This window comes from Pseudomonas savastanoi, assembly GCF_020917325.1.
GTDB lineage: Bacteria > Pseudomonadota > Gammaproteobacteria > Pseudomonadales > Pseudomonadaceae > Aquipseudomonas > Aquipseudomonas amygdali.
Genome location: NZ_CP076652.1, coordinates 779,553 through 803,873 on the forward strand (window position 1 = coordinate 779,553; position 24,321 = coordinate 803,873).

At 58.8% G+C, this 24,321-nt stretch carries 12 protein-coding genes; 6 read left to right on the forward strand and 6 right to left on the reverse strand.

The features are described from left to right. The first annotated feature begins 101 nt into the window (after positions 1 to 101). Genes recC through recD form a run of 3 tightly spaced genes read left to right on the forward strand, consistent with a single transcriptional unit; the run spans position 102 to position 9,357 of the window. A complete protein-coding gene (gene recC / locus KP808_RS03405) occupies positions 102 to 3,578 on the forward strand; it encodes an exodeoxyribonuclease V subunit gamma (protein WP_230017437.1) in 3,477 nt (1,158 codons plus the stop codon). After that, on the forward strand, positions 3,575 to 7,267 hold the full coding sequence (recB, locus tag KP808_RS03410; protein WP_230017438.1) for an exodeoxyribonuclease V subunit beta: 3,693 nt from the start codon (positions 3,575 to 3,577) through the stop codon (positions 7,265 to 7,267). Before recC ends, recB begins: the two co-directional genes overlap by 4 nt. Next, positions 7,264 to 9,357: an exodeoxyribonuclease V subunit alpha gene (gene recD, locus KP808_RS03415; protein WP_230017439.1), complete on the forward strand. Its 2,094-nt coding sequence runs from the start codon at positions 7,264 to 7,266 to the stop codon at positions 9,355 to 9,357. Before recB ends, recD begins: the two co-directional genes overlap by 4 nt. A 343-nt stretch (positions 9,358 to 9,700) precedes the next feature. Here the strand turns inward: recD and KP808_RS03420 are convergent, their stop codons facing one another. The 6 genes from KP808_RS03420 to KP808_RS03445 form a co-directional block, all read right to left on the reverse strand. Further along, positions 9,701 to 10,612: a hypothetical protein gene (locus KP808_RS03420; RefSeq protein WP_193601032.1), complete on the reverse strand. Its 912-nt coding sequence runs from the start codon at positions 10,610 to 10,612 to the stop codon at positions 9,701 to 9,703. A 414-nt stretch (positions 10,613 to 11,026) separates the two neighbouring features. Beyond that, positions 11,027 to 11,908, reverse strand: coding sequence for a hypothetical protein (locus tag KP808_RS03425; protein ID WP_230018794.1), 882 nt, complete (start codon positions 11,906 to 11,908; stop codon positions 11,027 to 11,029). A 163-nt stretch (positions 11,909 to 12,071) separates the two neighbouring features. Beyond that, complete coding sequence (locus KP808_RS03430) at positions 12,072 to 15,857, reverse strand: toxin VasX (protein ID WP_230017440.1); 3,786 nt, start codon at positions 15,855 to 15,857, stop codon at positions 12,072 to 12,074. Continuing rightward, on the reverse strand, positions 15,854 to 16,411 hold the full coding sequence (locus KP808_RS03435; RefSeq protein ID WP_058401376.1) for a DUF4123 domain-containing protein: 558 nt from the start codon (positions 16,409 to 16,411) through the stop codon (positions 15,854 to 15,856). The genes KP808_RS03430 and KP808_RS03435 overlap by 4 nt, the downstream gene beginning before the upstream one ends. Further along, positions 16,408 to 18,495, reverse strand: coding sequence for a type VI secretion system Vgr family protein (locus KP808_RS03440; RefSeq protein WP_230017441.1), 2,088 nt, complete (start codon positions 18,493 to 18,495; stop codon positions 16,408 to 16,410). The genes KP808_RS03435 and KP808_RS03440 overlap by 4 nt, the downstream gene beginning before the upstream one ends. Before the next feature lie 273 nt (positions 18,496 to 18,768). Continuing rightward, entirely contained in the window at positions 18,769 to 19,716 is a 948-nt protein-coding gene (locus KP808_RS03445) for a LysR family transcriptional regulator (RefSeq protein ID WP_230017442.1), read from the reverse strand. A 158-nt stretch (positions 19,717 to 19,874) separates the two neighbouring features. Here KP808_RS03445 and KP808_RS03450 point away from each other — a divergent pair, with 158 nt between their 5' ends. The 3 genes from KP808_RS03450 to ggt all read left to right on the forward strand — a co-directional run bounded on the left by KP808_RS03450 (position 19,875) and on the right by ggt (position 24,255). Continuing rightward, positions 19,875 to 21,401: a CoA-acylating methylmalonate-semialdehyde dehydrogenase gene (locus tag KP808_RS03450; RefSeq protein ID WP_230017443.1), complete on the forward strand. Its 1,527-nt coding sequence runs from the start codon at positions 19,875 to 19,877 to the stop codon at positions 21,399 to 21,401. A 33-nt stretch (positions 21,402 to 21,434) separates the two neighbouring features. After that, positions 21,435 to 22,322 carry a 3-hydroxyisobutyrate dehydrogenase gene (gene mmsB / locus KP808_RS03455; protein ID WP_219170902.1) on the forward strand — a complete coding sequence of 296 codons (888 nt, stop codon included), beginning with the start codon at positions 21,435 to 21,437 and terminating at the stop codon, positions 22,320 to 22,322. Between the two features lie 205 nt (positions 22,323 to 22,527). Then, entirely contained in the window at positions 22,528 to 24,255 is a 1,728-nt protein-coding gene (gene ggt / locus KP808_RS03460) for a gamma-glutamyltransferase (RefSeq protein ID WP_230017444.1), read from the forward strand. The last annotated feature ends 66 nt before the right edge of the window (positions 24,256 to 24,321 follow it).

Below are 24,321 nucleotides of genomic sequence, written 5' to 3' on the forward strand. Positions count from 1 at the left end.
ACCTCTCCGGCAGTCATTCAGACGAACATGCTTATGGCAATCCAGCGCGCTTGCCCTTATGGTTCGGCATCAGGTTCTACGCACCGGTCAAGGAAGCAAGCATGTCCGTTACAACCTCTCTGAGTGCAGGTTTCATGGTGGTCCAAGGCAACCGCCCGGATGAGCTGCGCAGCCTGGTTGTGTCGTGGATGCGACGTTATCCATTGGCCCCCCTGGAAAACGAGATTGCTCTGGTGCAGAGCAACGGCATTGCGCAGTGGTTGAAACTGGCCTTGGCCGAGGACGCTCAGGATGAAGATAGCGGCGGCTGTGGCATTGCCGCAGCCATAGACGTCCAATTGCCCGGTAGCTTCATGTGGACGCTGTACCGCATGGTTCTCGGAAGCGATGAAATCCCCTCGACTTCCTTGCTCGACAAGACCCCGCTGACCTGGCGCTTGATGCGCTTGCTCCCTGAACTCATCAATCAGCCGCACTTTGAGCCCCTGCAGCGTTTCCTGACCGACGACACTGATCTACGCAAGCGCTATCAATTGTCCGAGCGCCTGTCAGATCTGTTCGACCAATATCAGGTTTACCGCGCCGACTGGCTGGAAGACTGGGCCGCTGGCCGTCATCAATTGCGCGACGTACGAGGTCAGTCCAGACCATTGTCAGCTGCCAATTGCTGGCAGGCCGAACTGTGGCGTGCGTTGCTGGACGACGTCGGGGCTGAAGGGATGTCGCAGAGCCGCGCGGGCGTGCATCAGCGTTTCATCGAGCGCATCGGCACCATGACCGAAGCGCCTCCGGGTTTGCCGGCACGCGTCATCGTTTTTGGCATTTCGTCACTGCCTGCACAAGCGCTTGAGGCGTTGGCGGGTCTGGCGAAGTTCAGCCAGGTTCTGCTCTGCGTTCACAACCCGTGTCGCCATCACTGGGCTGATATCGTTGCCGACAAAGACCTGCTGCGTCACCAGTACAAACGCCAGGCGCGCAAGACCGGAATGCCGATGGTCCTCGACCCGCAAGCGCTGCATCAGCATGCTCATCCGCTGCTCGCTGCCTGGGGCAAGCAGGGGCGCGATTACATCAATTTGCTGGACAGCCATGATGATCCGCGCAGCTACCGCTCTTCATTCAAGGACGAGCGGATTGATCTGTTCAGTGAAGTCGAGCCCACCAATCTGCTGAACCAGTTGCAGGACGATATTCTCGAGCTGCGCCCGCTGGATGAAACCCGTGAGCTCTGGCCGGCAGTCGATCCGTTGGAAGATCGCTCGGTCCGTTTCCATGTTGCGCACAGTGCGCAGCGCGAAGTGGAAGTGCTGCACGACCAGCTATTGGCACGGTTCAGCAAAGACCCTGGTCTGCGCCCGCGTCATGTGATTGTCATGGTCCCGGATATCGACAGCTACGCCCCGCACATACGAGCGGTATTCGGGCAAATCGAACGCGAAGATCGTCGCTTCATTCCCTTTACGCTGGCCGACCAGGGGCAACGTGGCCGCGAACCCTTGCTGATTGCCGTTGAACACCTCCTCAAACTCCCGGACAGCCGCTTTCCGGTCAGCGAAATCCTTGACCTGCTCGACGTTCCCGCCTTGCGCGCGCGCTTCAGGATTCAGGAGCGCGATCTGCCAACGCTGCACCGCTGGATAGAGGGTGCCGGCATTCGCTGGGGCCTCAACGCACAGCAGCGTGCAGGTCTGGGGTTGCCGGATGCGCTGGAGCAGAACAGCTGGCATTTCGGCCTGCGTCGTATGCTGCTGGGTTACGCCGTGGGAGCAGGTGCGGCTTACGACGGCATCGAGCCGTACGATGAGATTGGCGGGCTTGATGCCGCATTGATCGGCCCACTGGTAGCGCTGATTGACGCGCTTCAGGTGGCTCATACGGAATTATCGACATCCGCAACTCCGTACGCGTGGGGAACGCGTCTGCAATCGCTGTTGCAGTTGTTCTTCCTCGCCGACAGCGAACACGATGACTACCTGCTCGCTCAACTTGAAACACTGCGCGAAAGCTGGCTGGAAACCTGTGACGCGGTAGGGCTGACCGATGAGCTGCCGTTGACCGTTGTGCGTGAGGCCTGGCTGGCCGGGCTTGATCAGGGGCGTCTGTCCCAACGCTTTCTGGCAGGCTCGGTCAACTTCTGCACGCTGATGCCCATGCGTGCCATTCCGTTCAAAGTGGTCTGCCTGCTGGGCATGAATGACGGCGATTACCCGCGCGCGCAACCGCCGCTGGATTTCGACCTGATGGGCAGCGATTACCGCCCCGGCGACCGTTCCCGGCGTGAAGACGATCGCTACCTGTTGCTGGAAGCGCTGTTATCGGCCAGGGACCAGCTCTATATCAGCTGGGTTGGCCACAGCATTCGGGACAACAGCGAGCGTCCTGCATCGGTGCTGATTGGCCAATTGCGCGATCACCTGGCCAGTGGCTGGAAGCTGGCTGGCGAGACCGAACCGGACGGCAAGCAGGACGATGGTGAGCGTTTGCTGAACGCGCTGACTGTGGATCACCCTCTGCAGCCTTTCAGTGCCAATTACTTCCATGCAGGCACTGGGTATTTCAGCTTCGCCCGCGAGTGGCGCCTGCTGCATGAAACCGACCTTCAGGTGCCCGTACCTCAAGCGCTTTCCCCCCATGAGCAGGAAGAACCCCTGTCCATTGCACAGTTACAGGATTTCCTGAGAAACCCGGTGAAGCATTTCTTCAGCCAGCGCCTGAAGATCTATTTCGAAGTCGCCGAAGCGCCGCTCGCCGATGAGGAACCATTCGTGCTCGATGCGCTTGAGCGTTACGGCCTCAGTGAAAGCCTGCTCAGCGCAGCGATGGCTTCCCCTGACGATATGGATGTCGCCCTGAAAGCCCAGGCACTGAAACTTCAAGCCAGTGGCCTGCTGCCGCTCGCGGGATTTGGCACCTTGATGCAGGACGAACTGATCGAGCCGTTGCCAGACGTTCTCAAGCGTTACCACGATCTGTTGACCCTCTGGCCCGAAACGTTGAGCAGCGCATTACCGATCAGCTTCAGCCATGGCAGTGTGAGTATCGATGGCTGGCTTGGCGGACTGCACCGTAACGCTGGTGGTGAGCTGTTGCTGGTCACGGCGATTCCCAACAGCATCGGCTCGAAAAAGACGCGCAAATGGCACCGGCTGATTCGGCCGTGGGTCAATCACCTGGTGGCCTGCGCCTGTGAGCTGCCGTTGCACACGGCACTGGTGGCCAGTGACGAAACCCTCATGCTCGATCCGTTGGACAAGGACGCGGCCATAACCACCCTGAATCACTTGCTGATGGCTTGGCTACGCGGCATGCAAGAGCCTTTGCCAGTCGCCGTCAAAACCGCATTTGCCTGGCTGGGCCAGCCTGCCGACAAAGCCGAAGCAGCAGCCCGCAAGGCCTACGAGGGTGACGGGCAGACCACTGATGGTGAGCGCCGCGAAAGCACCGCGCTGGCCCGACAGTTTCCGGACTTTGACGCGCTGGTCGACAGTGAAGAGTTTGCAGGCTGGTGCGAGACGCTCTACAAACCGGTTTACGATGCACCCTGGCAGTCGTTGTCTGGCGGGGAGGGTGGCGCATGAACGAACAATCCCTTCCTCTGGCGCTGCGTTTTCCACTACGCGGCAGTCAACTGATCGAGGCCAGCGCCGGGACCGGCAAGACCTTCACCATCTCCGCCCTGTACTTGCGTCTGGTGCTTGGCCACGGCACCGAACAGTCAGGCTTTGGTCGTGAATTGCTGCCGCCGCAGATCCTTGTGGTGACCTTCACCGACGCCGCTACCAAGGAGCTGCGTGACAGGATTCGTACCCGGCTGGCGGAAGCAGCACGGTTCTTTCGTGACGAGATTGCAGCACCTGACGGTTTGATTGCCGAGTTGCGTGAGCAGTTCGAGGACGAGCAGTGGCCTGCCTGTGCCAGCCGTCTGGACATCGCCGCACAGTGGATGGACGAAGCCGCCGTCTCGACCATTCACAGCTGGTGCCAGCGCATGTTGCGCGAACACGCATTCGACAGCGGCAGCCTGTTCACCCAGACCCTGGAAACCGACCACAGCGATTTGCTCGGTGAAGTGCTGCGCGACTACTGGCGCCGCTTCTGCTACCCCATGAGCGGCGACCCGTTGACCTGGGTGCGGGAAAACCTGAGCGGTCCGGCGGCGTTGTTGCCGCGTGTGCGAGGTTTGTTTGGTCGTGATCGCAGCCCGCTCACTCAAGAGCCCGCCGAACTGATCGAGGCGTCATTGCAGGAGCGTCGAGAAGTGCTTGCTGCCCTGAAAGCGCCTTGGGCCGCCTGGGCTGAAGAGCTGTATGCGCTCTGTCAGGACGCCGTAGCCCGCAAAGTGGTCGATGGCCGCAAGATGCAGGAGCGCTACTTCAAGCCCTGGTTTGAAAAGCTTGCCGCATGGGCCGCTGACGACACACAGGAAACGCTGGACCTGGGAACCGGTTTCACGCGCCTGACCCCGGAGGGTGTTGCCGAAGCCTGGAAAAGTGATCCGCCTTCACACCCCGCTTTCGAGGCCATGGCACAGCTGAAAGCTGCGCTGGACAGTCTGCCCAAGCCGGATGCCGCGGTGTTGCAGCATGCGGCGCAGTGGGTAAGTGCCCGCTTTGAAGAAGAGAAGCGGCGTCGCGCCGAGATGGGGTTTGACGACATGTTGCTCAGGCTCGATGCCGCCCTGCACAGTGCTGGCGGCGAACGTCTGGCCACCCTGATTCGTGAGCAGTTTCCAGTAGCGTTGATCGATGAGTTTCAGGATACCGACCCGGTGCAGTATCGGATCTTCGACAGCATCTATCGCCTTGAGGGCAACGACGAGCAGACCGGGCTGTTCCTGATCGGCGACCCGAAGCAGGCGATCTATGCGTTTCGCGGTGCCGATATCTACACCTACCTGCGCGCCCGGCAGGCCACCGACGGCCGTTGGCACACGCTGGACACCAACTACCGCTCCAGCCATGCAATGGTCGCGTCGGTCAACCATGTCTTCACGCGCGCAGAGCAACGTCCGCAAGGTCGCGGAGCGTTCCTGTTTCGTGATGATCAAGGCAATCAGGTACCGTTCTCCGATGCGCTGGCCCAGGGTCGCAAAGAGATCCTGGAAGTCGACGGCGCGCCACTGACTGCACTGACGGTCTGGCATCTGGAAAGCGAACAGCCGGTGTCCGGGGTTATTTATCGCCAACAGTTGGCGGCCAGTTGCGCCAGCGAGATCGTGCGCCTGCTCAACGCCGGTCAACAGGGCCGTGCCGGTTTCGCCATGCTTGATAAACCGCTGCGCGGGCTGCGTCCGGCCGACATTGCGATTCTGGTCCGAGATGGCAAGGAAGCGCAGGCGGTGCGTCAGCAACTCACCGCGCGTGGCGTGCGCAGCGTTTATCTGTCGGACAAGGATTCAGTGTTCGCCGCTCAGGAAGCCCACGACCTGCTGTCCTGGCTCAAAGCCTGTGCCGAGCCCGATTCCGAACGTACGCTGCGTGCCGCGCTGGCGTGTATCACGCTGGACCTGCCGCTGGCCGAGCTGGAGCGTCTGAATCAGGACGAACTGGCGTGGGAACGGCGTGTTATGCAGTTTCGTGGCTATCGTGCCGTGTGGCGCAGCCAGGGCGTCCTGCCAATGCTGCGCCGCCTGCTGCATGACTTCGCCCTGCCGCAGACATTGATGACGCGCACCGACGGTGAGCGAGTACTGACCAACCTGTTGCACTTGTCTGAACTGCTGCAGCAGGCCGCCGCCGAACTGGACGGCGAACAGGCGCTGATTCGGCATCTGGGCGACCACCTGGCGCTGTCCGGTCAGGCTGGCGAAGAACAGATCCTGCGCCTGGAAAGCGACGAGCAACTGGTCAAGGTGGTGACCATCCACAAGTCCAAGGGCCTGCAATATCCGCTGGTGTTCCTGCCATTCATTTGCTCCTCGAAACCTGTGGACGGCAGTCGCCTGCCACTGCAGTTTCATGACGCCGACGGCAAATCGCAGATCAGCCTGCAGCCCACCGAAGCGCTGATTCAGCAAGCCGATGACGAACGTCTGGCCGAAGACCTGCGCTTGCTATACGTGGCGCTGACCCGTTCCGAACACGCTTGCTGGCTGGGCGTTGCCGACCTCAAACGCGGCAATGCCAGCAACTCGATGCTGCACCGTTCTGCGTTGGGTTATTTACTGGGGGGCGGTGTGGCGCTGGCCGAGTCGGCAGAGCTGAAAGTCTGGCTGCGTGATCTCGCGCAAGGCTGCGATGCGATTGCCTTGCAGCCTGTTCCCGAGCCCACTGACGAACGCTTCAGCGCGCCGCGCAACGAAGCCGCGCTGGTCAAGCTGCTCGTACCCAAACGTCGCGCTGCCGAGAACTGGTGGATCGCCTCCTACAGCGCCCTGCGTATCGGCGACACTGTAACTGCCGGTGCCGATGAATCGCCTGACAGCCCCCAGGCACAGAAGCTGTTCGACGACGAGCGCCTGGACCCTGAAGCTCCGCGTGACATTTTGACCAGTGGCGGCGATATCCACCGCTTTCCGCGTGGCCCCAACCCCGGCACCTTTCTGCACGGGCTGCTCGAGTGGGCTGGCAACGAAGGTTTTGCGGTGACCGCTCACGCGCCGGACAAACTGCAGGACGCCGTTGCCCGGCGCTGCAATCGGCGCGGTTGGGCGGGCTGGATCAATACCCTGAGCGATTGGCTGCAGCACATGCTGAACATGCCGTTGCGTCTGTCGCCGGATGCCACGCCGGTCGCGCTGGGTGAGCTGGACCAGCCCAATCAGTACCGCATAGAGATGGAATTCTGGTTCGCTAGCAACAACGTCAATGTGGCGCAGATGGACGCTCTTGTGCGCCGCTTCACCCACAACAACGCGCCGCGTGCTGCGACCGAAACGGTCTCGCTCAACGGCATGTTCAAAGGCTTTATCGACCTGACGTTCGAACACGAAGGCCGTTATTACGTGGCTGACTACAAATCCAACTGGCTGGGCACCGACGACACTGCATACACCGAACCGGCGATGGAAGCGGCCATTCTCGACAACCGCTATGACCTGCAATACGTCCTGTACTTGCTGGCGTTGCATCGTCAGCTCAAGGCACGGATGGCCGACTATGATTACGACCAGCACATGGGCGGCGCGCTGTATCTGTTCCTGCGCGGCAGCCGCTCGGCCTCTCAAGGTGCGTATTTCGTCCGTCCGCCACGCGAACTTATCGAGAGCCTGGACCTTTTGTTTCAGGGCAAACCGTTAGCGCATGACCTGTCGGGAGCATTGGCATGAGCCGCTCGTTTGACGATCTGTTGCCCACCGCGCTGGACGACATCAGCCTCGCTGAATTGAGCCCGCTGACACGCGTCGGCGATCTGTTGATCCTGCTGGAGCGTTGGGTCGAGCGCGGCTGGTTGCGTGCGCTGGACAAAGCATTTGTCGCGTTTCTCAGCGACCTCGATCCGCAGGCCGATCCGCTGGTGCTGGTCGCTGCAGCGCTGACCAGTCATCAACTCGGCCACGGCCATGTTTGCCTTGATCTGTACGAAACCCTGAAAGAACCGGACTTCGCCCTGTCATTGCCACCCGAGGGCGATCAGCAAGGCGGGACAATGCTGCTGCCCTCGCAACTGCTGGCAGCACTGGATGGCGCCGCCTGGTGCCAGGCGCTTGCAGACAGCATGCTGGTTGCCGAGGTGGGCGATTCAAGTATCGAGGCGCTGCAAAAACCATTGGTGCTGGCCGAGCGACGTTTATACCTTCGCCGCTACTGGACCTATGAACGGCGTATCGCCGCAGCCTTGCGTCAGCGCCTGGCGCAGAGCGAAGCGCCACCGGAGGATCTGCCGCAGCGCCTGAATGCCCTGTTCGGGCCTGCGAACTCAGCACCTCAAGCCATTATCGACTGGCAGAAACTTGCCTGCGCGCTGGCGACCCGCAAGGGCTTCAGCATCATTACCGGCGGCCCTGGCACCGGCAAGACCACAACCGTGGTGCGCTTGCTGGCGTTATTGCAGGCCCCGGCGGTGCAGAGCGGCCAACCGCTGCGCATCCGTCTGGCGGCACCTACCGGCAAGGCGGCTGCCCGACTTACCGAGTCCATCAGCCAGCAGGTGCAGAGCCTGGACGTCAGCGACGACGTACGGCAGAAAATCCCCAGCGAAGTCACCACCGTCCACCGCCTGCTTGGCAGTCGCCCCGGTACCCGGCACTTCCGCCATCACGCAGGCAACTTACTGCCACTGGACGTGCTGGTGGTTGATGAAGCATCCATGATCGACCTGGAAATGATGGCCAATCTGCTCGACGCATTACCGCCGCATGCGCGCATGGTGCTGCTCGGCGACAAGGACCAACTGGCCTCCGTTGAGGCGGGTGCCGTTCTGGGCGATTTGTGTCGCGACGCTGAAGAAGGTTTTTACAGCCCTGAAACTCAGGCCTGGCTTGAAGCCGTCAGCGGCGAAGACCTCAGCAAAGGCGCCTTGCGCCAAGGCGATGCGCAGCACCATCCGTTGGCCCAGCAAGTGGTGATGCTGCGCCACTCGCGTCGTTTTGGCCAAGGCAGCGGTATCGGCCAGCTGGCCCGACTGGTCAACCAGCAGCAGGACCAACAGGCCCGCGCGCTACTTGCGGCGGGCAGTCACGACGACCTGTTCGCCCTGGCCCTCAAGGGCGAGCAGGACCTCAAGTTCGAACGCCTGGTCCTCGACGGGCTTGGCAGAGGCGAGCAAGGCCCGCAGGGTTATCGCCATTACCTGAACGTACTCGCCGCCGGGCGTCCCGCCGATGATTCGGCTCTCGACGACCAGTGCTGGACGCGATGGGCGCGCTTGGTACTCAGCGCCTTCGACGCCTTTCAATTGCTGTGCGCTGTGCGCAAAGGCCCGTGGGGCGTGGAGGGCCTGAACCAGCGCATCACTCACGCGTTGTTCAGCGCGAAGCTGATCGAAAGCGAACAGCAATGGTACGAAGGTCGCCCGGTGCTGATGACCCACAACGACTATGGCCTCGGCCTGATGAACGGCGACATCGGCATCACCTTGCGCCTGCCCGAGCGTGACGGCGACGGCAAGCAAGTGCTACGTGTCGCGTTCCCGCGCAACGACGGCAGCGATGGCGTGCGCTTCGTCCTGCCTAGCCGCCTCAATGAGGTAGAAACCGTGTACGCCATGACCGTACACAAATCCCAGGGCTCGGAATTCGCCCACACCGCCCTGATCCTGCCCGAAGCGCTTAACCCGGTACTGACCAAAGAACTCATCTACACCGGCATCACCCGCGCCAAACACTGGTTCAGCCTGATCGAACCACGCCAGGGCATCTTCGAAGAAGCCCTGCGCCGCAAGGTCAAACGGTTGAGTGGGCTGATGTTGGGGCTTTGAGCATGTCAGCGCCCGAATCCACAAGTCGTCAAGACCCCGAAAAGCTGGCTTCTGCCCGCAGGGCGTAGGAGCGAACTTGTTCGCGATCTGCCGGGAACCGGCAGCAAACCCAGTGCATACGTTACATCCGACGTAAATAGAGGTCACCGATTTCAGGGCCGCTTCTCAGCCATCGTAACCTCCGGAATCTCCCACACCCTCCGGGCAGAAGCCTGGTTTTTCGGGCGTTTCAGAGCCTATGTGTAACGATGAGTGCTGGGGTGTTTGAAACGGGAGTCGAGTCACTCTGAGCGCGTTGGCACGCATCCCGCAACGCTCCGCGTCACAGATCCGACATGAAATCTCATGAACCATAATCCACATACCGCGCCATGAGATTCGGTCGGCTAAACGTGTCAATTGCATAAACCCGCTGCCACATGGCATCGACCTCGGCCTTGAACGTGGCGTCATCCATGTCGATCCAGTAGCGAGGGTCGCGGCCGCGCTGCTGATCGTAGCTGGCAGTGACCGGATCCAGGTGCCGGTACGGTTCAAACAACGGGATGTCCGGAATCGGGCCGCTGGTGTCCATGTAGTTTTGCAGGAAGTCCCAAAGTGCACAGGGGCGTTGCTGGAAATCGTCAGGGCTGAGCAGTGCGTGAAAGTTGATGGACTGCTCTTCGTAGCGATGCTGGAGCATCAGGCCGTGATAGCAGCCATGACGATCATGCGTGGTGGTCATGTAGGCATCGAACTCGTAGAACGGCGCGACGAACTCGTCGATCACCCCTTCTTTTCGATGGCGTTTGTAGCCGAAGATGGTGACCAGACCGGTTCTACGGTTTAGCTCCCAGAGTGGGCCTATTGGCGGGCGGAACCAAACGAGAGGGAAATGGTAAATGACAATGTGGCCTATTAGCCAAAGCAGTAAAGGGCTACCTAGATACAACGGGTAGGCCGCTAAAAGTAGGTCGACGGTCACCGTCTGCCATGGTTTATGGGATACCGAGATTAGAGACAGGTGTGCTAACACTATGAAAGGGGAAAGCACGATGAATCCTCCTTTCCCGAGTTGTAATGAGATCAGCCAAAACCGTGACCAGCGTGGAAGAGGCGCAAATCTGAAATGCTCGTGGTCACACTTATTGTGAAGTTTGACTTCTTCATGGAATGCCAGCACATGGGTTCCAGCTTTTTTGTTTTCCTCTTTTTCTTTCGCTACTTGCTCCCAGATCCTCATTTTTTCTGGGGTGGATTCCTCAAGGAGTTTCATTGATGTCGTCTGTTGAGTTTTCCCCCAAGGGAGTCGGGCCGAGCAAGAGTGATATGGCTCCGTGCGCAATGATGCCTGCTCGGGAATATTGCCAGGTCGGTAGGCCAGACACCCGTAGTAGGAGCGGCCGCTCGATTCAGCCATTGGCAAATGCCTTATGAGCTTCGTCATCGGTCCAGAATGGTTGGTCGACTTTCCTGAGGTTGAGTGTTGCCCAATCTTGACTGCATTGATTGGAATCTTTTTGTACGCACATCCAACTGACTCTCGTGCCAATGCTCCGCGTTGGCATGCATCCCGTGACGCTCTGCGTCACAAATCTGCAGCCTTGCGCATTATCAGGTGTGAATGAAGTTGAGGTTTTGCATGCGCCCGACCTGGAACACTGCTCCGTCGCAGACCGGACGCCACCAGTCATGAGCCATAATCCACATACCGCGCCATAAGGTTAGGGCGGCTAAACGTATCGATCGCATAAACCCGCTGCCACATGGCATCGACCTCGGCCTTGAACGTGTCGTTATCCATGTCGATCCAGTAACGAGGGTTGCGGCCGCGCTGTTGATCGTAACTTGCGGTGACCGGGTCCAGGTGCCGGTACGGTTCAAACAACGGGATATCCGGAATCGGGCCGCTGGTGTCCATGTAGTTTTGCAGGAAGTCCCAGAGTGCGCAGGGGCGTTGCTGGAAATCGTCAGGGCCGAGTAATGCGTGAAAGTTGATGCACTGCTCTTCGTAGCGATGCTGAAGCAGCAGGCCGTGATAGCAGCCATGACGATCATGCGTGGTGGTCATGTAGGCATCGAACTCGTAGAACGGCGCGATGAACTCGTCGATCACCCCTTCTTTTCGATGGCGTTTGTAGCCGAAGATCGTGACGAGACCGGTTCTGCGGTTAAGCTCCCAGAGTGGGCCTTTTGGGGGGCGGAACCAGAGGCGGGGAAAGTGATTGATTACGATATGGCCGATGAGCCAGCAGAATAGAAATGGGAGTGAAATAAAGTAACTACCACCAATGAAAGCCTCAAAGAAATCAACTTTCGTGTAAGAGTTTTTTGAGGCTATATGCATTGCCAGCGAGATCAGTGCATAAAAAGGTGTAAATATCAGAAAAATCCATTTCCCTCCGAAGTTTATGTAAATCCAAAATTTAGAGTACGCAGCTAGTTGTGCAAAACGCATACACTCTTGATCATATTTTTGATGAAGGTTTACACCGTAAAACGGAGCTTTCAGGTAAGAGTGGTTGTTTATTTTTTCCTGTTTTTTTTGTTTGAAATCTTCCCAGAAACGCATCTCGGTTGGCGTCGGATCACCCAGAATACTGTCTGGTGCTACGGCTTGTGTATACCCCCAAGGTAAGCGTAACTCCTCGATACTATACTCAGATTGTGCTGGCTGATCAGGTATGCCGGTTGATAAATAGGCTCTTTCGCCGTAGAGGGTTTTATTTTTGGAATTAATCACTAGACGAACCCTCATGGGTAACTTCATCAGCCCAGAACGGTTGATTGATTTTTTCAAAGTTAGGCTTTGTCCAGTTTTGCTTGTGCTGTGTAGGATCCTTGACTCCTGGGGCGGGGAAATAATATTCCTCTCCTCCGCGCGTCAGCATGAATTGGGCCCTTACCGCCCATTTGTAATAATGTCTGCGGTTGCCTGTGGAAGATATCTGATTGCTGAGCGTTGTAAAAAAAAGCTCCAGTGCATCAGGGTGCAGGCGTTGTGCCTTTGGCATTTCAGGTCGGTCACCTATCTCACGTTCTACTCGATAAGGAACGCCCTGGTTATTGGTTCTTTCAGTGATACGGCACTGCCGACACTCGGCTTGAATACTGAGACTGTCGAGACGACCTATAAGGCCCGGCAATCGGCTTTGCAGGCGAATGATCGTGTCTGCGCTACGGATGGCGTGAGGTATATCGGCGCGAGTATTAAATGTAGCGTGCTGTTCGTAAACCGGATTTTTTTCGATGGAAATGCTGATGCCGGCAAGCAAGCTCGTCAGCCGATAAAACGCCTCTGCCGGGTCTTGTAAAAAACGGTCGATTGAATGAGACTCGCCAAATGGGCCATTTGCTAACCAAGACTCCAACGGAGCTGAACTCATCAAGATCACCAAACCCACGCCCACTGTGATCAACAGCAATGCGGTCCAACCCAGTGCAGTAAGTCCAAGCAACTTTGTTGCCGCCCCGAATAACGTTCCTAGCGAGCCCGCTAGCCCCCCCATGGATAGCAGAAGATAACCGTACATAGCACCATCGTTCCACTGCCAAGCTTGCCATGCATCAATCATATTGACGGTGGACAGAATCCAGCTAGAAACGAAAAATCCTATAAGTCGACCAGTGATTTTTTCAGTGATTTTTCTGGCCAGTGCCTCGCCGAAGAAAATAGCGGCTTTTTTCGATGAAATAGTAAACAAGGTTATCCTGGCTGCGGAAATTGTTGATTGCTGGCCTGCCAGTTTGATTGCTAGTGCTTCTAGTGCTATCACGAGATCTAGACCGGCACCCAAGATAGCGATACCCGTTCTTGATGTTCCTTTCTCCCTAACCGTCTGCTCCCAAGCAGACACCTCCGAACTCACATTCCAAACCTCCAACATCAGCACCGCCAGACAAAACGGTGTCGACCCCAGCACCCGATAAGCCGCCTTGTTCTTCTCCGCATCCAGCCCCTCAATGGCCTCACTCAGCCCGCTCTTCGCCCGAATATGACCCCGTTCCGCGTCACCCACCGCACCAGCCGCCTCACGAGCTTTTTTAAGCATTCGGTTCATGTCGCCGACCACCTGCGCGGTCTTGTGGCCGCGGGGGATCACCAGCACCAGATGGTCGCCCTTGGGCAGGCGGGTAAAAGAGGGATGCGGTTGGGCGATGTCGCCAAATGGCGTTCCGTCGGGTCTCAGGTATTCGCCGTAACGTGTTTTTGGCAGCGACTCTCTGCCGGGCAGGTCTTCCAGGCCGAATACGTAGTGTTGCGGCGTGACCTGATTACGGCGGATCAGGAAGGCCGCACCGAAATGCTCGGGCATCATGCTGCGCAGTTGTTGAACGCCCCGGCCTTGGCGATTGACATTGATCTTGTCGGCGCTGGTGCCGAGGCGTTCTTGCATCTGGGCCAGTCGGTCGTTTGCCGCCCGGACGTTGGCATTGGCGCTGTTTGCATTACCTTTGGCTGACGCAAGAGTCTGGCTGGCTTTGGCGACGGCGTTCGCAGCGCCATCTGCGGCGCTTTGCAGGTTTTCAAAGATCCCGACCAGCGCCGCTGTTGTGGCTTTGCCGTTGTTGATCAGGAAGAAGTTCTGCAGGCTTTCGCCCGCCAGCAAGTTAGCGAGGGTGGTGGCGTCCAGTGTGACTTGGGCGATGGGGTCAGGCGCTGGCTGAGTCTCGAAACGGGCCAGTTCGGTGGCGCGAAAACGGCCGTCGCCTTTGTTCTCGTCATCTGTAACCGGCACGACATAAGGCGCGCAAGCGGTCTGTAGATCGCATTCGGGCCAGAGCATGAGGTGCAGGGGCGACGTGTCATCGCTGGCGATCTGGTTCAAAAACTTCTGCCCAAGGCTCACGGCCTGATCCCATAGCCCAACCCCCGTGACCGCATCCACCATGTCGCCACCGGGTGCCAGCGGATCGACGTTGGACGGCAGCAGCGCCAGGGTCGCCAGCGTCCGACTCAACTCATACATCGCCGCCACGTAGTCGAAACCTTCCAGGCTCAGGTGATCCGCCAGCATTTGCTCCGTGGCGCTTTGTTTAAGGCTGGCGACCAGCGCGTCCTGAGCACTGAGCATGTGCCGCCAGACCACCGCGCGCTGGACCGTGGCAGTGCATTGGTTGATCGCTCGTCTGCCCGGCTCATGCAGCTTGGCCATCGCCGCATGCAGCGGGTTTTCCTGACCGCGAATACTGCGCGGCACCACCAGTTGTTGCACCAGCAACGCGCTGGCATGGTGTGGGTGAAGAACGGCGTGTCGGGCGCACAGCGCGAACAGTTGCTGGCACGTATCGACACGTTGCCGCAGATGACGCAGTCGATAGCAGGCATCGTCCAGCAGCACGCCGCAGACCTGCCGCTGCCGCGCTTTATCCAACACATCGACGACACCGGCCTGCGCTTCCCAGAGCACGCCCGCATCGACGGGCTCGGCATCCGCTTCGATCGGCAAACTGGCGAGCAGCGCGTCGGCCATCGCTGTCAGCTCCAGGCGCCTGACATCCTGCACAGCAACACCTCTGCCAGCATGAGCGAGAAATGCCTTGGCTTCTCTGAAGGACTCGACCGGAAACTGCCCCGACAGATCACACAGATACCGCGCCGGATGATCGAGCAGCCTTTCATAACCGGGCTGGCGGGCGCGCTGCGGTGCAGCCAGGCTGACCGGAAACGCGTTGTATTGCAGATTCAGCCGGGTCGCCTTGATCGGGGCGATGAGTGCCTGGGCGACAGGGTTTTTGGCATCAAAGCCGGAAAACGCATCGAGCATCGCCTTGCCATCGGGCTTGCCCTTGTACAGGTCCTTGAAGCGCATTTTCGACCCGCTCAGGTCTGGGCTGTTGCAGCGCTGATTTCTTGAAGCCGCGTCTTTTTCCAGACGCTCAAGGCGTGCCGCGCTGAGCTGTATTTCCGAGAAACACAACTGTAGCGTCTGCACGTGCCGGTTGTTCCAGAGTGCCGGCAGCCAGATGTCCTCAAGCGCCTGGCCAGTGGCCTTGCGCTCGCCTGCTAGAAACCCGCTTTGCTGACGATATCGGGCCACGTCGATGTCGTGATACGTGTTGCCGGTTTCGCTGACGTGGATCTCCAGCTCGCGCCACAGCTTCTCCTGATAAAACACATACACATAACCCGCGCGAGCCAGCACCGGTGTGCCCATGTCGTCCACTGTCTTGGAACCGGGCAAGGCAATGAATGGCAGCACCGGAACGATCTGATTGAACTGCGCATCGGCCTGTCGCGGCGTGACTTTCGTGCCACTGAGCAACGGCAGGCGAATCGGCTCGCCTTCAAGGGTCGCGATTTGCAGATCAAGACGCCCGCCGTCGATGTGATCCCAGACTTTCAGTGTGCTGCTGAACAGCTCGTTTACCAGTCTTTCCGATTTGGCTTGATAGAGTCGATTTCCATCAGAGCCGACCAGCAAAACCTGCTGCTGTTCCGAATGATCCTTACCCACTATCTGGACGATCAGTTTGTCCATTTCGCAGGAAGGGCCATCGCTCAGTCTGCCGGTGGTCATTGTAAGAACTCCTTCTTCTGGCGCCGCAACGCGTCTTCTTGCCGCTGGTTTAAACCGAACGTCACTTGAGGTTGTGGCGGTTGCCAATCAGGTGCGTGTGGATTGCGAACGTCGAACCAGCGCTGCTTGCCTTGTGCAAGGTCCTCCCAGGTGCCGCCGTACCAGCCCAGTCTGGAAATAGGGCCGAACCACTGGGCGCTGGATTGAGGGGGCTCTGCCGTAAAGAAATAGCTGGCAGTGACAGGATGTGAGTAGCGCAGCACGCCTCGGCGTTGTCCGTCGAACCTGACAAACAGAATGTGCCGGAGATGGCCGAGCAACACGTCGACGGGAAAGGGGCTTTCGATGATCAGGCCGGGCCAGCGTTCTGGTTTTTCATGCATTGCCTCGACGAGGGTATTGCTGCCTGATGTGTTCAAAAGAAGCGGACTTTTCTCCCGGTAGACGGCCAGCTCGGTCTTGTCGAATAACACGGTGAGCGCTGGATCGGGCAGCCGTTGGTAGAGTTGTTCCAGCAGCGAGTCGGTGCGCTCCAGCAGCACGTAAACGTTCATGCCCGACCTCTCGACAGCAACGCCCTGCGACAGCCGCAATCGGCAAGCGGGCAGTCCATGGGCGTTCCGTTCCTGGGTTTCTGGCATAGCTCTACTATCGGGCCTGGCTCACCCAGGCGCTGCGTCAGCAACTGCCCCGGCCCATCGTCATCTGCCTGTTTCACAAGCCCGGGCAAAGCGGGCGATGCGCCGGTGCCCAAGGTTGGCTTGCCCCCCGAGTTGAGTTTTATCTGAGGCCCGGTAATGGTCACACCGCTGGCGTCGATCTTGAGAAAGGAAACACCGGCCTTGACCGTGATCTCCAGCCCCGCCTCAATTACCACGTTGTTACCGGCCTTGAGGTGAATTTCCTGCCCGGCGTATGCCAGTAACCCATTGCCCGCCCTGATGTGCTGTGTTCCACCCACCGTCAGGTGATCGTCCGCTTTGACTTCGGTCAGCCGGTTGCCATCGACAGTGCAATGCTCTTCAGCTTTGAACTCGCTGTAGCTGTTGCCCTCGACCCGGTCATGTCGCTCATGACCGACTCTTATTTTCTGCTCGTGCTCGATGTTTTGGTCCCAATCGCGCTGTGCATGGATGTAGATATGCTCCTGACCAGCCCGGTCTTCGATGCGCAGTTCGTTGGAGCCATTGCCGCCGGGGCTGCTCAGAGTTCTGAACACGCTGCGCGTCTGATGCGCAGGCAAGTCGTAGGGCGGGATGTGTTCGGCGTGGTACAGGCAACCGCTGATCAATGGCTGGTCAGGGTCGCCCTCCAGAAACGTCACCAGCACTTCCATGCCGACCCGCGGAATGGTCATGCCACCGTAGCGATTACCAGCCCAACTGGACGACACGCGCAGCCAGCAACTGCTCTTGTCATCGCCGCTGCCTTCACGATCCCAATGAAACTGCACCTTGACCCGGCCATGCCGGTCGCAGTGAATTTCCTGATCTTTCGGGCCAGTAACCACTGCAGTCTGACTGCCGAATATTCTCGGTTTGGGATGATGCAGAGGCGGGCGATACAAGGCCTGCCAGGGAGTAGCGAAAAAGGTATTGCGATAGCCCTGTTGAAAGTTGTCAGGGCTCTGAATTTTATGTGCGGACTCTTCAAGAACCTGAGGCTGGCGACCCTCGTGACGCACCTCAGTGAGCAACCACCGATCATTCCAGTCCTCGTTGGGGTGTCCATCCAATGGCAGAAAATGACCGCTGACCAAGCGAGGCTGATCGCTTTGACCTTCGCCCAGCCGGTAATCATGGCGGTGGCGTTCAAGGGCTCGATTCGCCCGTTGCAGACCCTGATCACGGTGGGTGAAACCGCCGGGGTAGTCATAGTCCTCAAGATCAGGCTGCGTAGTGATATCCGCCGAACCTTCCATCTTCAGAAGGGGTTTTTCAAAGTGGTAATCGCGTCGAGTGGTGCGGTTGACGCGGGTTTCCAGGCGCAGCTTGAAACGCTTTATGACCGGCTTATCGGCCACCAGGCCATTGTCCCGGCGATAGATCACCGAATCGAGTTTAGGAAATACCATCTGGTTATCGCCAAACACCAGTTGGTGCGCTGTGGGGCTGTGTTCGAAGTGATAGTGCAGACCTTCCTCTTCACACAGTCTCTGGACGAAATGCAGATCCGACTCGTTGTACTGCACGCAGTATTCCCGTTTGGCGTATGTGGTGCCGAGTTTGAAGCGGTAGTCATTGGTCAGCAGGTGATGTTCTTTCAGTACCTGCGCAATGATCTGCCGCACGGTGCGATTCTGGAAAATACGCTGATTGGTGCGATGCCTGAGCCGGGCCAGATGCGGGCGCAGGGTGATCGAGTAGTGCGTGAGGCGTGTGCCGGAGTCGCCTTGGGATACCTGATCAATCAAGCCATGAATGCCGCCAGTATCTGGCGCGAACTGCAGAAATGCAGGACGATTCAGCAGGTCTTCAAGGTCGAGCGACATGCGCTCGCTGACCAGCTCAAGCGTAAAGCAGAAGGGCTTGTTGATGGCCTCATGGCCGGTAAACGCGATTACCTGAAAACCATGATCAATGCCGTTGTGGCTATCGATGCTCAGGCTGAAACGAGGCTGACTGGCAGGTGCGAACATCCGAAACTCTCCGCGGTAACGGACGAATTCGCCCGCTGAATAGCGTGAGAGATAACAAGAAAGGTGCCATATAATATTTTTATATATGAATCAGTAGGTTGGCGAAGTTTAGGATGGGTTTTAGGTGCGTGGAGCAAAAAAAGCAGCAAAATCTGCGCATCATCTTGCGCGCTTTTTCGCGATGTTGCGCAGCGCCTCGAAACGTACGTGAAGCTTGCTCCTCAGCTATTCAGTGCGTCTGTTACACGGCATGACCAGGCAACTTCTTGCGCATCATCTCGAAAACCGTAACTCCGCCTTCTCCCCCAACAAAAACCCCTTATTCAACTCCGTCACCTCCCGAATGTAATCCCACAGCAACGTAATCCGCTTGAGCTTCCTCAAATCCTCGCGGCAATACATCCAGAATTGACGAGTGATGTTCACTTCTTCCGCCAGCACCGGCAGCAGTCGCGGGTCCTGGGCGGCCAGAAAGCACGGCAGGATCGCCAGTGCGCGGCCTTGTAGTGCGGCGGTGTATTGGGCGATGACGCTGGTGCTGCGCAGTTGTGCCTGGGCGTTGGGCAGCAGGTTGCTCAGGTACAGCAGCTCGGAGCTGAACGCCAGATCGTCGACGTAGCTGATGAAGACGTGCTCGCTCAGATCGGCTTTTTGCTCGATGGCCGGGTGGTTGTCCAGATACGTCTGGGTCGCGTACAGGCGCAGGCTGTAATCGCAGAGTTTGCAACACACATAGGGGCCGTGTTCCGGGCGCTCCAGGGCGATGACGATGTCTGCCTCGCGTTTCGACAGGCTGATGAAGTGCGGCAGCGGCAGGATATCCAGCGAAATACTCGGGTAGCTGTCGAGAAAGTGGCTCAGTTGCGGGGTGATGAAAAAGCTGCCGAAGCCTTCGGTGCAGCCCATGCGGATATGCCCGGATAACGCGACGCTGGACCCGGAAACCTGTTCGCAGGCCATGTGCAGTGTGCTTTCGATGGACTCGGCATAGCCCAGCAGGCGCTGACCTTCGGCGGTCATGATGAAGCCGTTGTTGCGCGACTTTTCGAACAGCAGTGTGCCCAGCGAGGTTTCCAGCGAGTTGATGCGTCGCGACACGGTGGTGTAGTCAACGGCCAGGCGCCGGGCTGCGCTGCTGACTTTACGGGTGCGTGCCACTTCGAGGAAAAACTTCAGGTCATCCCAGTTCAACAGCCCTAGGGAGGTGATGTTTTTTTGCATGTTGACCCTGCTTTTATCTGCATTCTTGTTAGAAGTTTGCACATCTATACTCCAAAGCACGCCCCCTGACCAACTCAAAAACAAGACTGCCGGGAGACCACGGCGATCCATCTGTACATGCGCTGGATGCGTGGTTTGCTGGAGGGAGAACCGCTGAAATGAACGCCTCGTTGAACGACACCACAACCACCGTTGCTCGCGTAAAGCTGCTGATCAACGGCGAGTGGACTGACTCGCAAAGCAGCGAATGGCAAGACATCGTCAACCCTGCGACTCAGGAAATCCTCGCTCAGGTGCCATTTGCCACTGCCAGTGAAGTGGACGCTGCTGTCGCTGCGGCTCACGCGGCCTATCGCACCTGGCGCGAAACGCCTGTCGGTGTGCGTATGCGCATCATGCTCAAATTGCAGGCGCTGATCCGCGAACACTCCAAACGCATTGCGGCGGTATTGAGTGCCGAGCAAGGCAAGACCCTGGCCGATGCCGAGGGCGATATTTTTCGCGGCCTTGAGGTGGTCGAGCATGCGTGTTCGATCGGCACGCTGCAAATGGGCGAGTTTGCCGAAAACGTTGCCAGTGGCGTGGACACCTACACCTTGCGCCAGCCCATCGGCGTCTGCGCGGGGATCACGCCGTTCAACTTCCCGGCGATGATTCCGCTGTGGATGTTTCCGATGGCGATTGCCTGTGGCAATACCTTTGTCCTCAAACCTTCTGAGCAGGACCCGCTGTCGACGCTGTTGCTGGTTGAATTGGCGATTGAGGCCGGAGTGCCGGCCGGCGTGCTGAATGTGGTGCATGGCGGCAAGGACGTGGTGGACGCGATCTGCACTCACAAGGACATCAAGGCTGTTTCCTTTGTCGGTTCGACCGCTGTCGGCACGCATGTCTACGATCTGGCCGGTCGGCATGGCAAGCGGGTGCAGGCAATGATGGGGGCGAAGAATCATGCCGTGGTGCTACCCGATGCCAACCGTGAGCAAACGCTGAACGCGCTGGTGGGCGCGGGTTTCGGTGCGGCGGGTCAGCGGTGCATGGCGACCTCTGTGGTGGTGCTGGTCGGCGCGTCTAGACAGTGGCTGCCCGACCTAAAGGCACGGGCGCAGACTCTCAAGGTCAATGCCGGTAAGGAGCCGGGCACTGACATCGGGCCGGTGATTTCACGACGGGCCAAACAACGCATTCTGGACCTCATCGAGAGCGGTGTGCGTGAAGGCGCGACGCTGGAACTGGACGGTCGCGAGGTTTCGGTGCCGGGTTACGAGGGCGGCAATTTCATAGGGCCGACGCTGTTCTCGGGTGTCACCACCGACATGCAGATCTACACCCAGGAAATTTTCGGACCGGTGCTGGTTGTGCTGGAGGTCGATACCCTCGATGAGGCTATCGCGCTGGTCAACGCCAACCCGTTCGGCAACGGCACTGGCTTGTTCACCCAGAGCGGCGCGGCGGCGCGCAAGTTTCAAAGCGAGATCGATGTCGGGCAGGTCGGGATCAATATTCCGATTCCGGTACCGGTGCCGTTTTTCAGCTTCACCGGCTCGCGAGGTTCCAAACTGGGTGACCTGGGACCGTATGGCAAACAGGTGGTGCAGTTCTACACTCAGACCAAGACCGTTACCAGCCGCTGGTTCGATGACGACAGCGTGAACGACGGCGTGAATACCACGATCAATTTGCGTTGAGCACAGCCTCTCAGCCAGACCAGGAGAACAATAATGAACATCGCATTTATCGGTCTGGGCAACATGGGCGCGCCCATGGCCCGCAACCTGATCAAGGCCGGACACAGCTTGCAGGTATTCGACCTCAACAAGAGCGTACTGGCTGAATTCGCCGGACTGGGCGCACAGGTCAGCGACTCACCCCGGCAGGCCGCCGAAGGCAGCGAGCTGGTCATCACCATGCTGCCTGCTGCGGCGCATGTGCGTAGTGTGTACCTGAACGACGACGGCGTGCTGAAAGGCATCTCACCCGGCGTTCCGGCGGTTGATTGCAGCACCATCGACCCGCAGACCATCCGTGACATCGCCGCTGTCGCCGCACAGCAAGGCGTGGTGTTGGGCGACGCGCCGGTGTCGGGCGGCACCGGTGGCGCGCAGGCCGGGACGTTGACCTTCATGGTCGGTGGTTCTGTCGAGCACTTTGCCGTGCTCAAACCGGTGCTGGAGCAGATGGGCCGCAACATCGTGCATTGTGGTGACGTGGGCACCGGCCAGATTGCCAAGATCTGCAACAACATGCTGCTGGCGATTTCCATGATCGGCGTGGCCGAGTCCATGGCGCTGGGCAATGCACTGGGTATCGATACCCAAGTGCTGGCCGGCATCATCAATACCTCGACCGGTCGTTGCTGGAGTTCTGAGGCCTACAACCCGTGGCCCGGCATCGTCGAAACCGCTCCCGCGTCGCGCGGTTACAGCGGTGGCTTTGGCGCCGAGTTGATGCTCAAGGACCTGGGCCTTGCAACCGAGGCCGCGCGCGCTGCGCATCAGCCGGTCATCCTCGGCGCAGTGGCGCAACAGCTGTACCAGGCCATGAGCCTGCGCGGTGATGGCGGCAAGGATTTCTCGGCGATCATTGAGGGGTATCGCCCGAAATCCTAGGCGTCACCCGTGTCGGGAATCAGTGGGGCGTTGCTGTGTATCCGGTTTTTACATTAGGAAAACGCGGCAGAACCGGCTACTTTGGACCTCGTCAGATCAGCGCAGGGATGCTCGGTACGCTTCGACGAGAAGCGCCGCATCCTCGCCCGGAGGCTGGCGCTTCACTCATCAAACGTCCCTGACCCAGAAAAAGAAGAGATCGACCATGAAGTTCGAACCCCTCGCCAGATCGTTGATCGCGACGGCACTGATTGTCGCGTATTCCCCCACATTCGCCGCGTCACAAGCCCCGGTCGCTGCCGAAAACGACATGGTCGTGACGGCTCAGCACCTGGCTACCCACGTGGGTGTCGATGTACTCAAGGCTGGCGGCAATGCGGTCGATGCGGCCGTAGCGGTCGGCTACGCGCTGGCGGTGGTCTATCCCGCTGCCGGCAACCTCGGCGGCGGTGGTTTCATGACCATTCAGCTGGCCGACGGGCGCAAGACTTTCCTCGACTTCCGTGAAAAGGCACCGTTGGCGGCCACCGCCGATATGTACCTGGACAAGGACGGCAAGGTCATCCCTGATCTTAGTGCCAAGGGCCATCTGGCTGTCGGCGTGCCGGGCACCGTGTCCGGCATGGAAATGGCTCTGAGCAAGTATGGCACCCGCAAACGCGAAGAAGTCATCGCCCCGGCGATCAAGCTGGCCGAGGAAGGTTTTGTGCTGGGCCAGGGCGACGTCGACATGCTGTCGAGCGCCACGGATGTGTTCAAGGCAGACATGGCCGACTCCGGGTCGATCTTCCTCGACAAGGGCGAGCCGATGCAGGTCGGTCAGAAACTGGTGCAGAAAGACCTGGCCAAGACCCTTAAAGAAATCTCCGACAAGGGCAGCGATGGTTTCTACAAAGGCTGGGTCGCCAAGGCGCTGGTCGATTCAAGCCAGGCTGGCAAGGGCATCATCACCCAGGCCGACCTTGACCATTACAAGACCCGCGAGCTGGCTCCGGTCGAATGCGACTACCGTGGCTACCACGTCGTGTCAGCGCCACCTCCAAGTTCCGGTGGTGTGGTCATCTGCCAGATTCTCAACATCCTCGAAGGCTACCCGATGAAAGAGCTGGGCTTCCGCTCGGCGCAGGGTATGCATTATCAGATCGAAGCCATGCGTCATGCGTACGTAGACCGCAACAGCTATCTGGGCGACCCGGATTTCGTCAAGAATCCGGTCGAGCACCTGCTGGACGTCAAGTACGCGGCCAAGCTGCGTGAGGCCATCGAGCCGCAAAAAGCCGGTGACTCAAACAAGATAAAACCGGGCGTCGCGCCCCATGAAGGCAGCAACACCACCCATTATTCGATTGTCGATAAATGGGGCAATGCGGTATCGGTGACCTACACCCTGAACAACTGGTTCGGCGCGGGCGTCATGGCCAGCAAGACCGGTGTGATTCTCAACGACGAAATGGATGACTTCACCGTCAAGGTCGGCGTACCCAACATGTACGGTCTGGTGCAGGGCGAAGCCAACGCCATCGCCCCGGGCAAGACGCCGCTGTCTTCGATGAGCCCGACCATCGTCACCAAGGACGGCAAGGCCGTGATGGTTGTCGGCACGCCAGGCGGCAGTCGCATCATTACCGCGACGTTGCTGACCATGCTCAACGTCATCGACTACGGTATGAACATTCAGGAAGCTGTGGACGCGCCGCGTTTCCATCAGCAATGGCAGCCTGAGGCAACCAACATCGATACCTTCGCGGTCAGCCCCGACACACTGAAGATTCTTGAGAGCTGGGGCCACAAGTTTGCCGGTCCGCAGCCACTCAATCATGTGGCGGCGATTCTGGTCGGCGCGCCTTCGCTGGGCGGCAAACCGATCGGTAACAACCGCTTCTACGGTGCCAACGACCCGCGTCGCAACACCGGGTTGTCGCTGGGCTACTGAGTCACGCTGCTGATCACGCCGCGGCCCTGAGCTTCAGGGTCGTGGCGTTTTGCTTTCTGAGGTCTG

Bases quoted from the DNA above. Each gene is read 5' to 3' on its own strand.
- recC (WP_230017437.1), top strand. From the start codon at position 102: ATGTCCGTTACAACCTCTCTGAGTGCAGGTTTCATGGTGGTCCAAGGC.
- recB (WP_230017438.1), top strand. From the start codon at position 3,575: ATGAACGAACAATCCCTTCCTCTGGCGCTGCGTTTTCCACTACGCGGC.
- recD (WP_230017439.1), top strand. From the start codon at position 7,264: ATGAGCCGCTCGTTTGACGATCTGTTGCCCACCGCGCTGGACGACATC.
- KP808_RS03420 (WP_193601032.1), bottom strand. From the start codon at position 10,612: ATGAAACTCCTTGAGGAATCCACCCCAGAAAAAATGAGGATCTGGGAG.
- KP808_RS03425 (WP_230018794.1), bottom strand. From the start codon at position 11,908: ATGCGTTTCTGGGAAGATTTCAAACAAAAAAAACAGGAAAAAATAAAC.
- KP808_RS03430 (WP_230017440.1), bottom strand. From the start codon at position 15,857: ATGACCACCGGCAGACTGAGCGATGGCCCTTCCTGCGAAATGGACAAA.
- KP808_RS03435 (WP_058401376.1), bottom strand. From the start codon at position 16,411: ATGAACGTTTACGTGCTGCTGGAGCGCACCGACTCGCTGCTGGAACAA.
- KP808_RS03440 (WP_230017441.1), bottom strand. From the start codon at position 18,495: ATGTTCGCACCTGCCAGTCAGCCTCGTTTCAGCCTGAGCATCGATAGC.
- KP808_RS03445 (WP_230017442.1), bottom strand. From the start codon at position 19,716: ATGCAAAAAAACATCACCTCCCTAGGGCTGTTGAACTGGGATGACCTG.
- KP808_RS03450 (WP_230017443.1), top strand. From the start codon at position 19,875: ATGAACGCCTCGTTGAACGACACCACAACCACCGTTGCTCGCGTAAAG.
- mmsB (WP_219170902.1), top strand. From the start codon at position 21,435: ATGAACATCGCATTTATCGGTCTGGGCAACATGGGCGCGCCCATGGCC.
- ggt (WP_230017444.1), top strand. From the start codon at position 22,528: ATGAAGTTCGAACCCCTCGCCAGATCGTTGATCGCGACGGCACTGATT.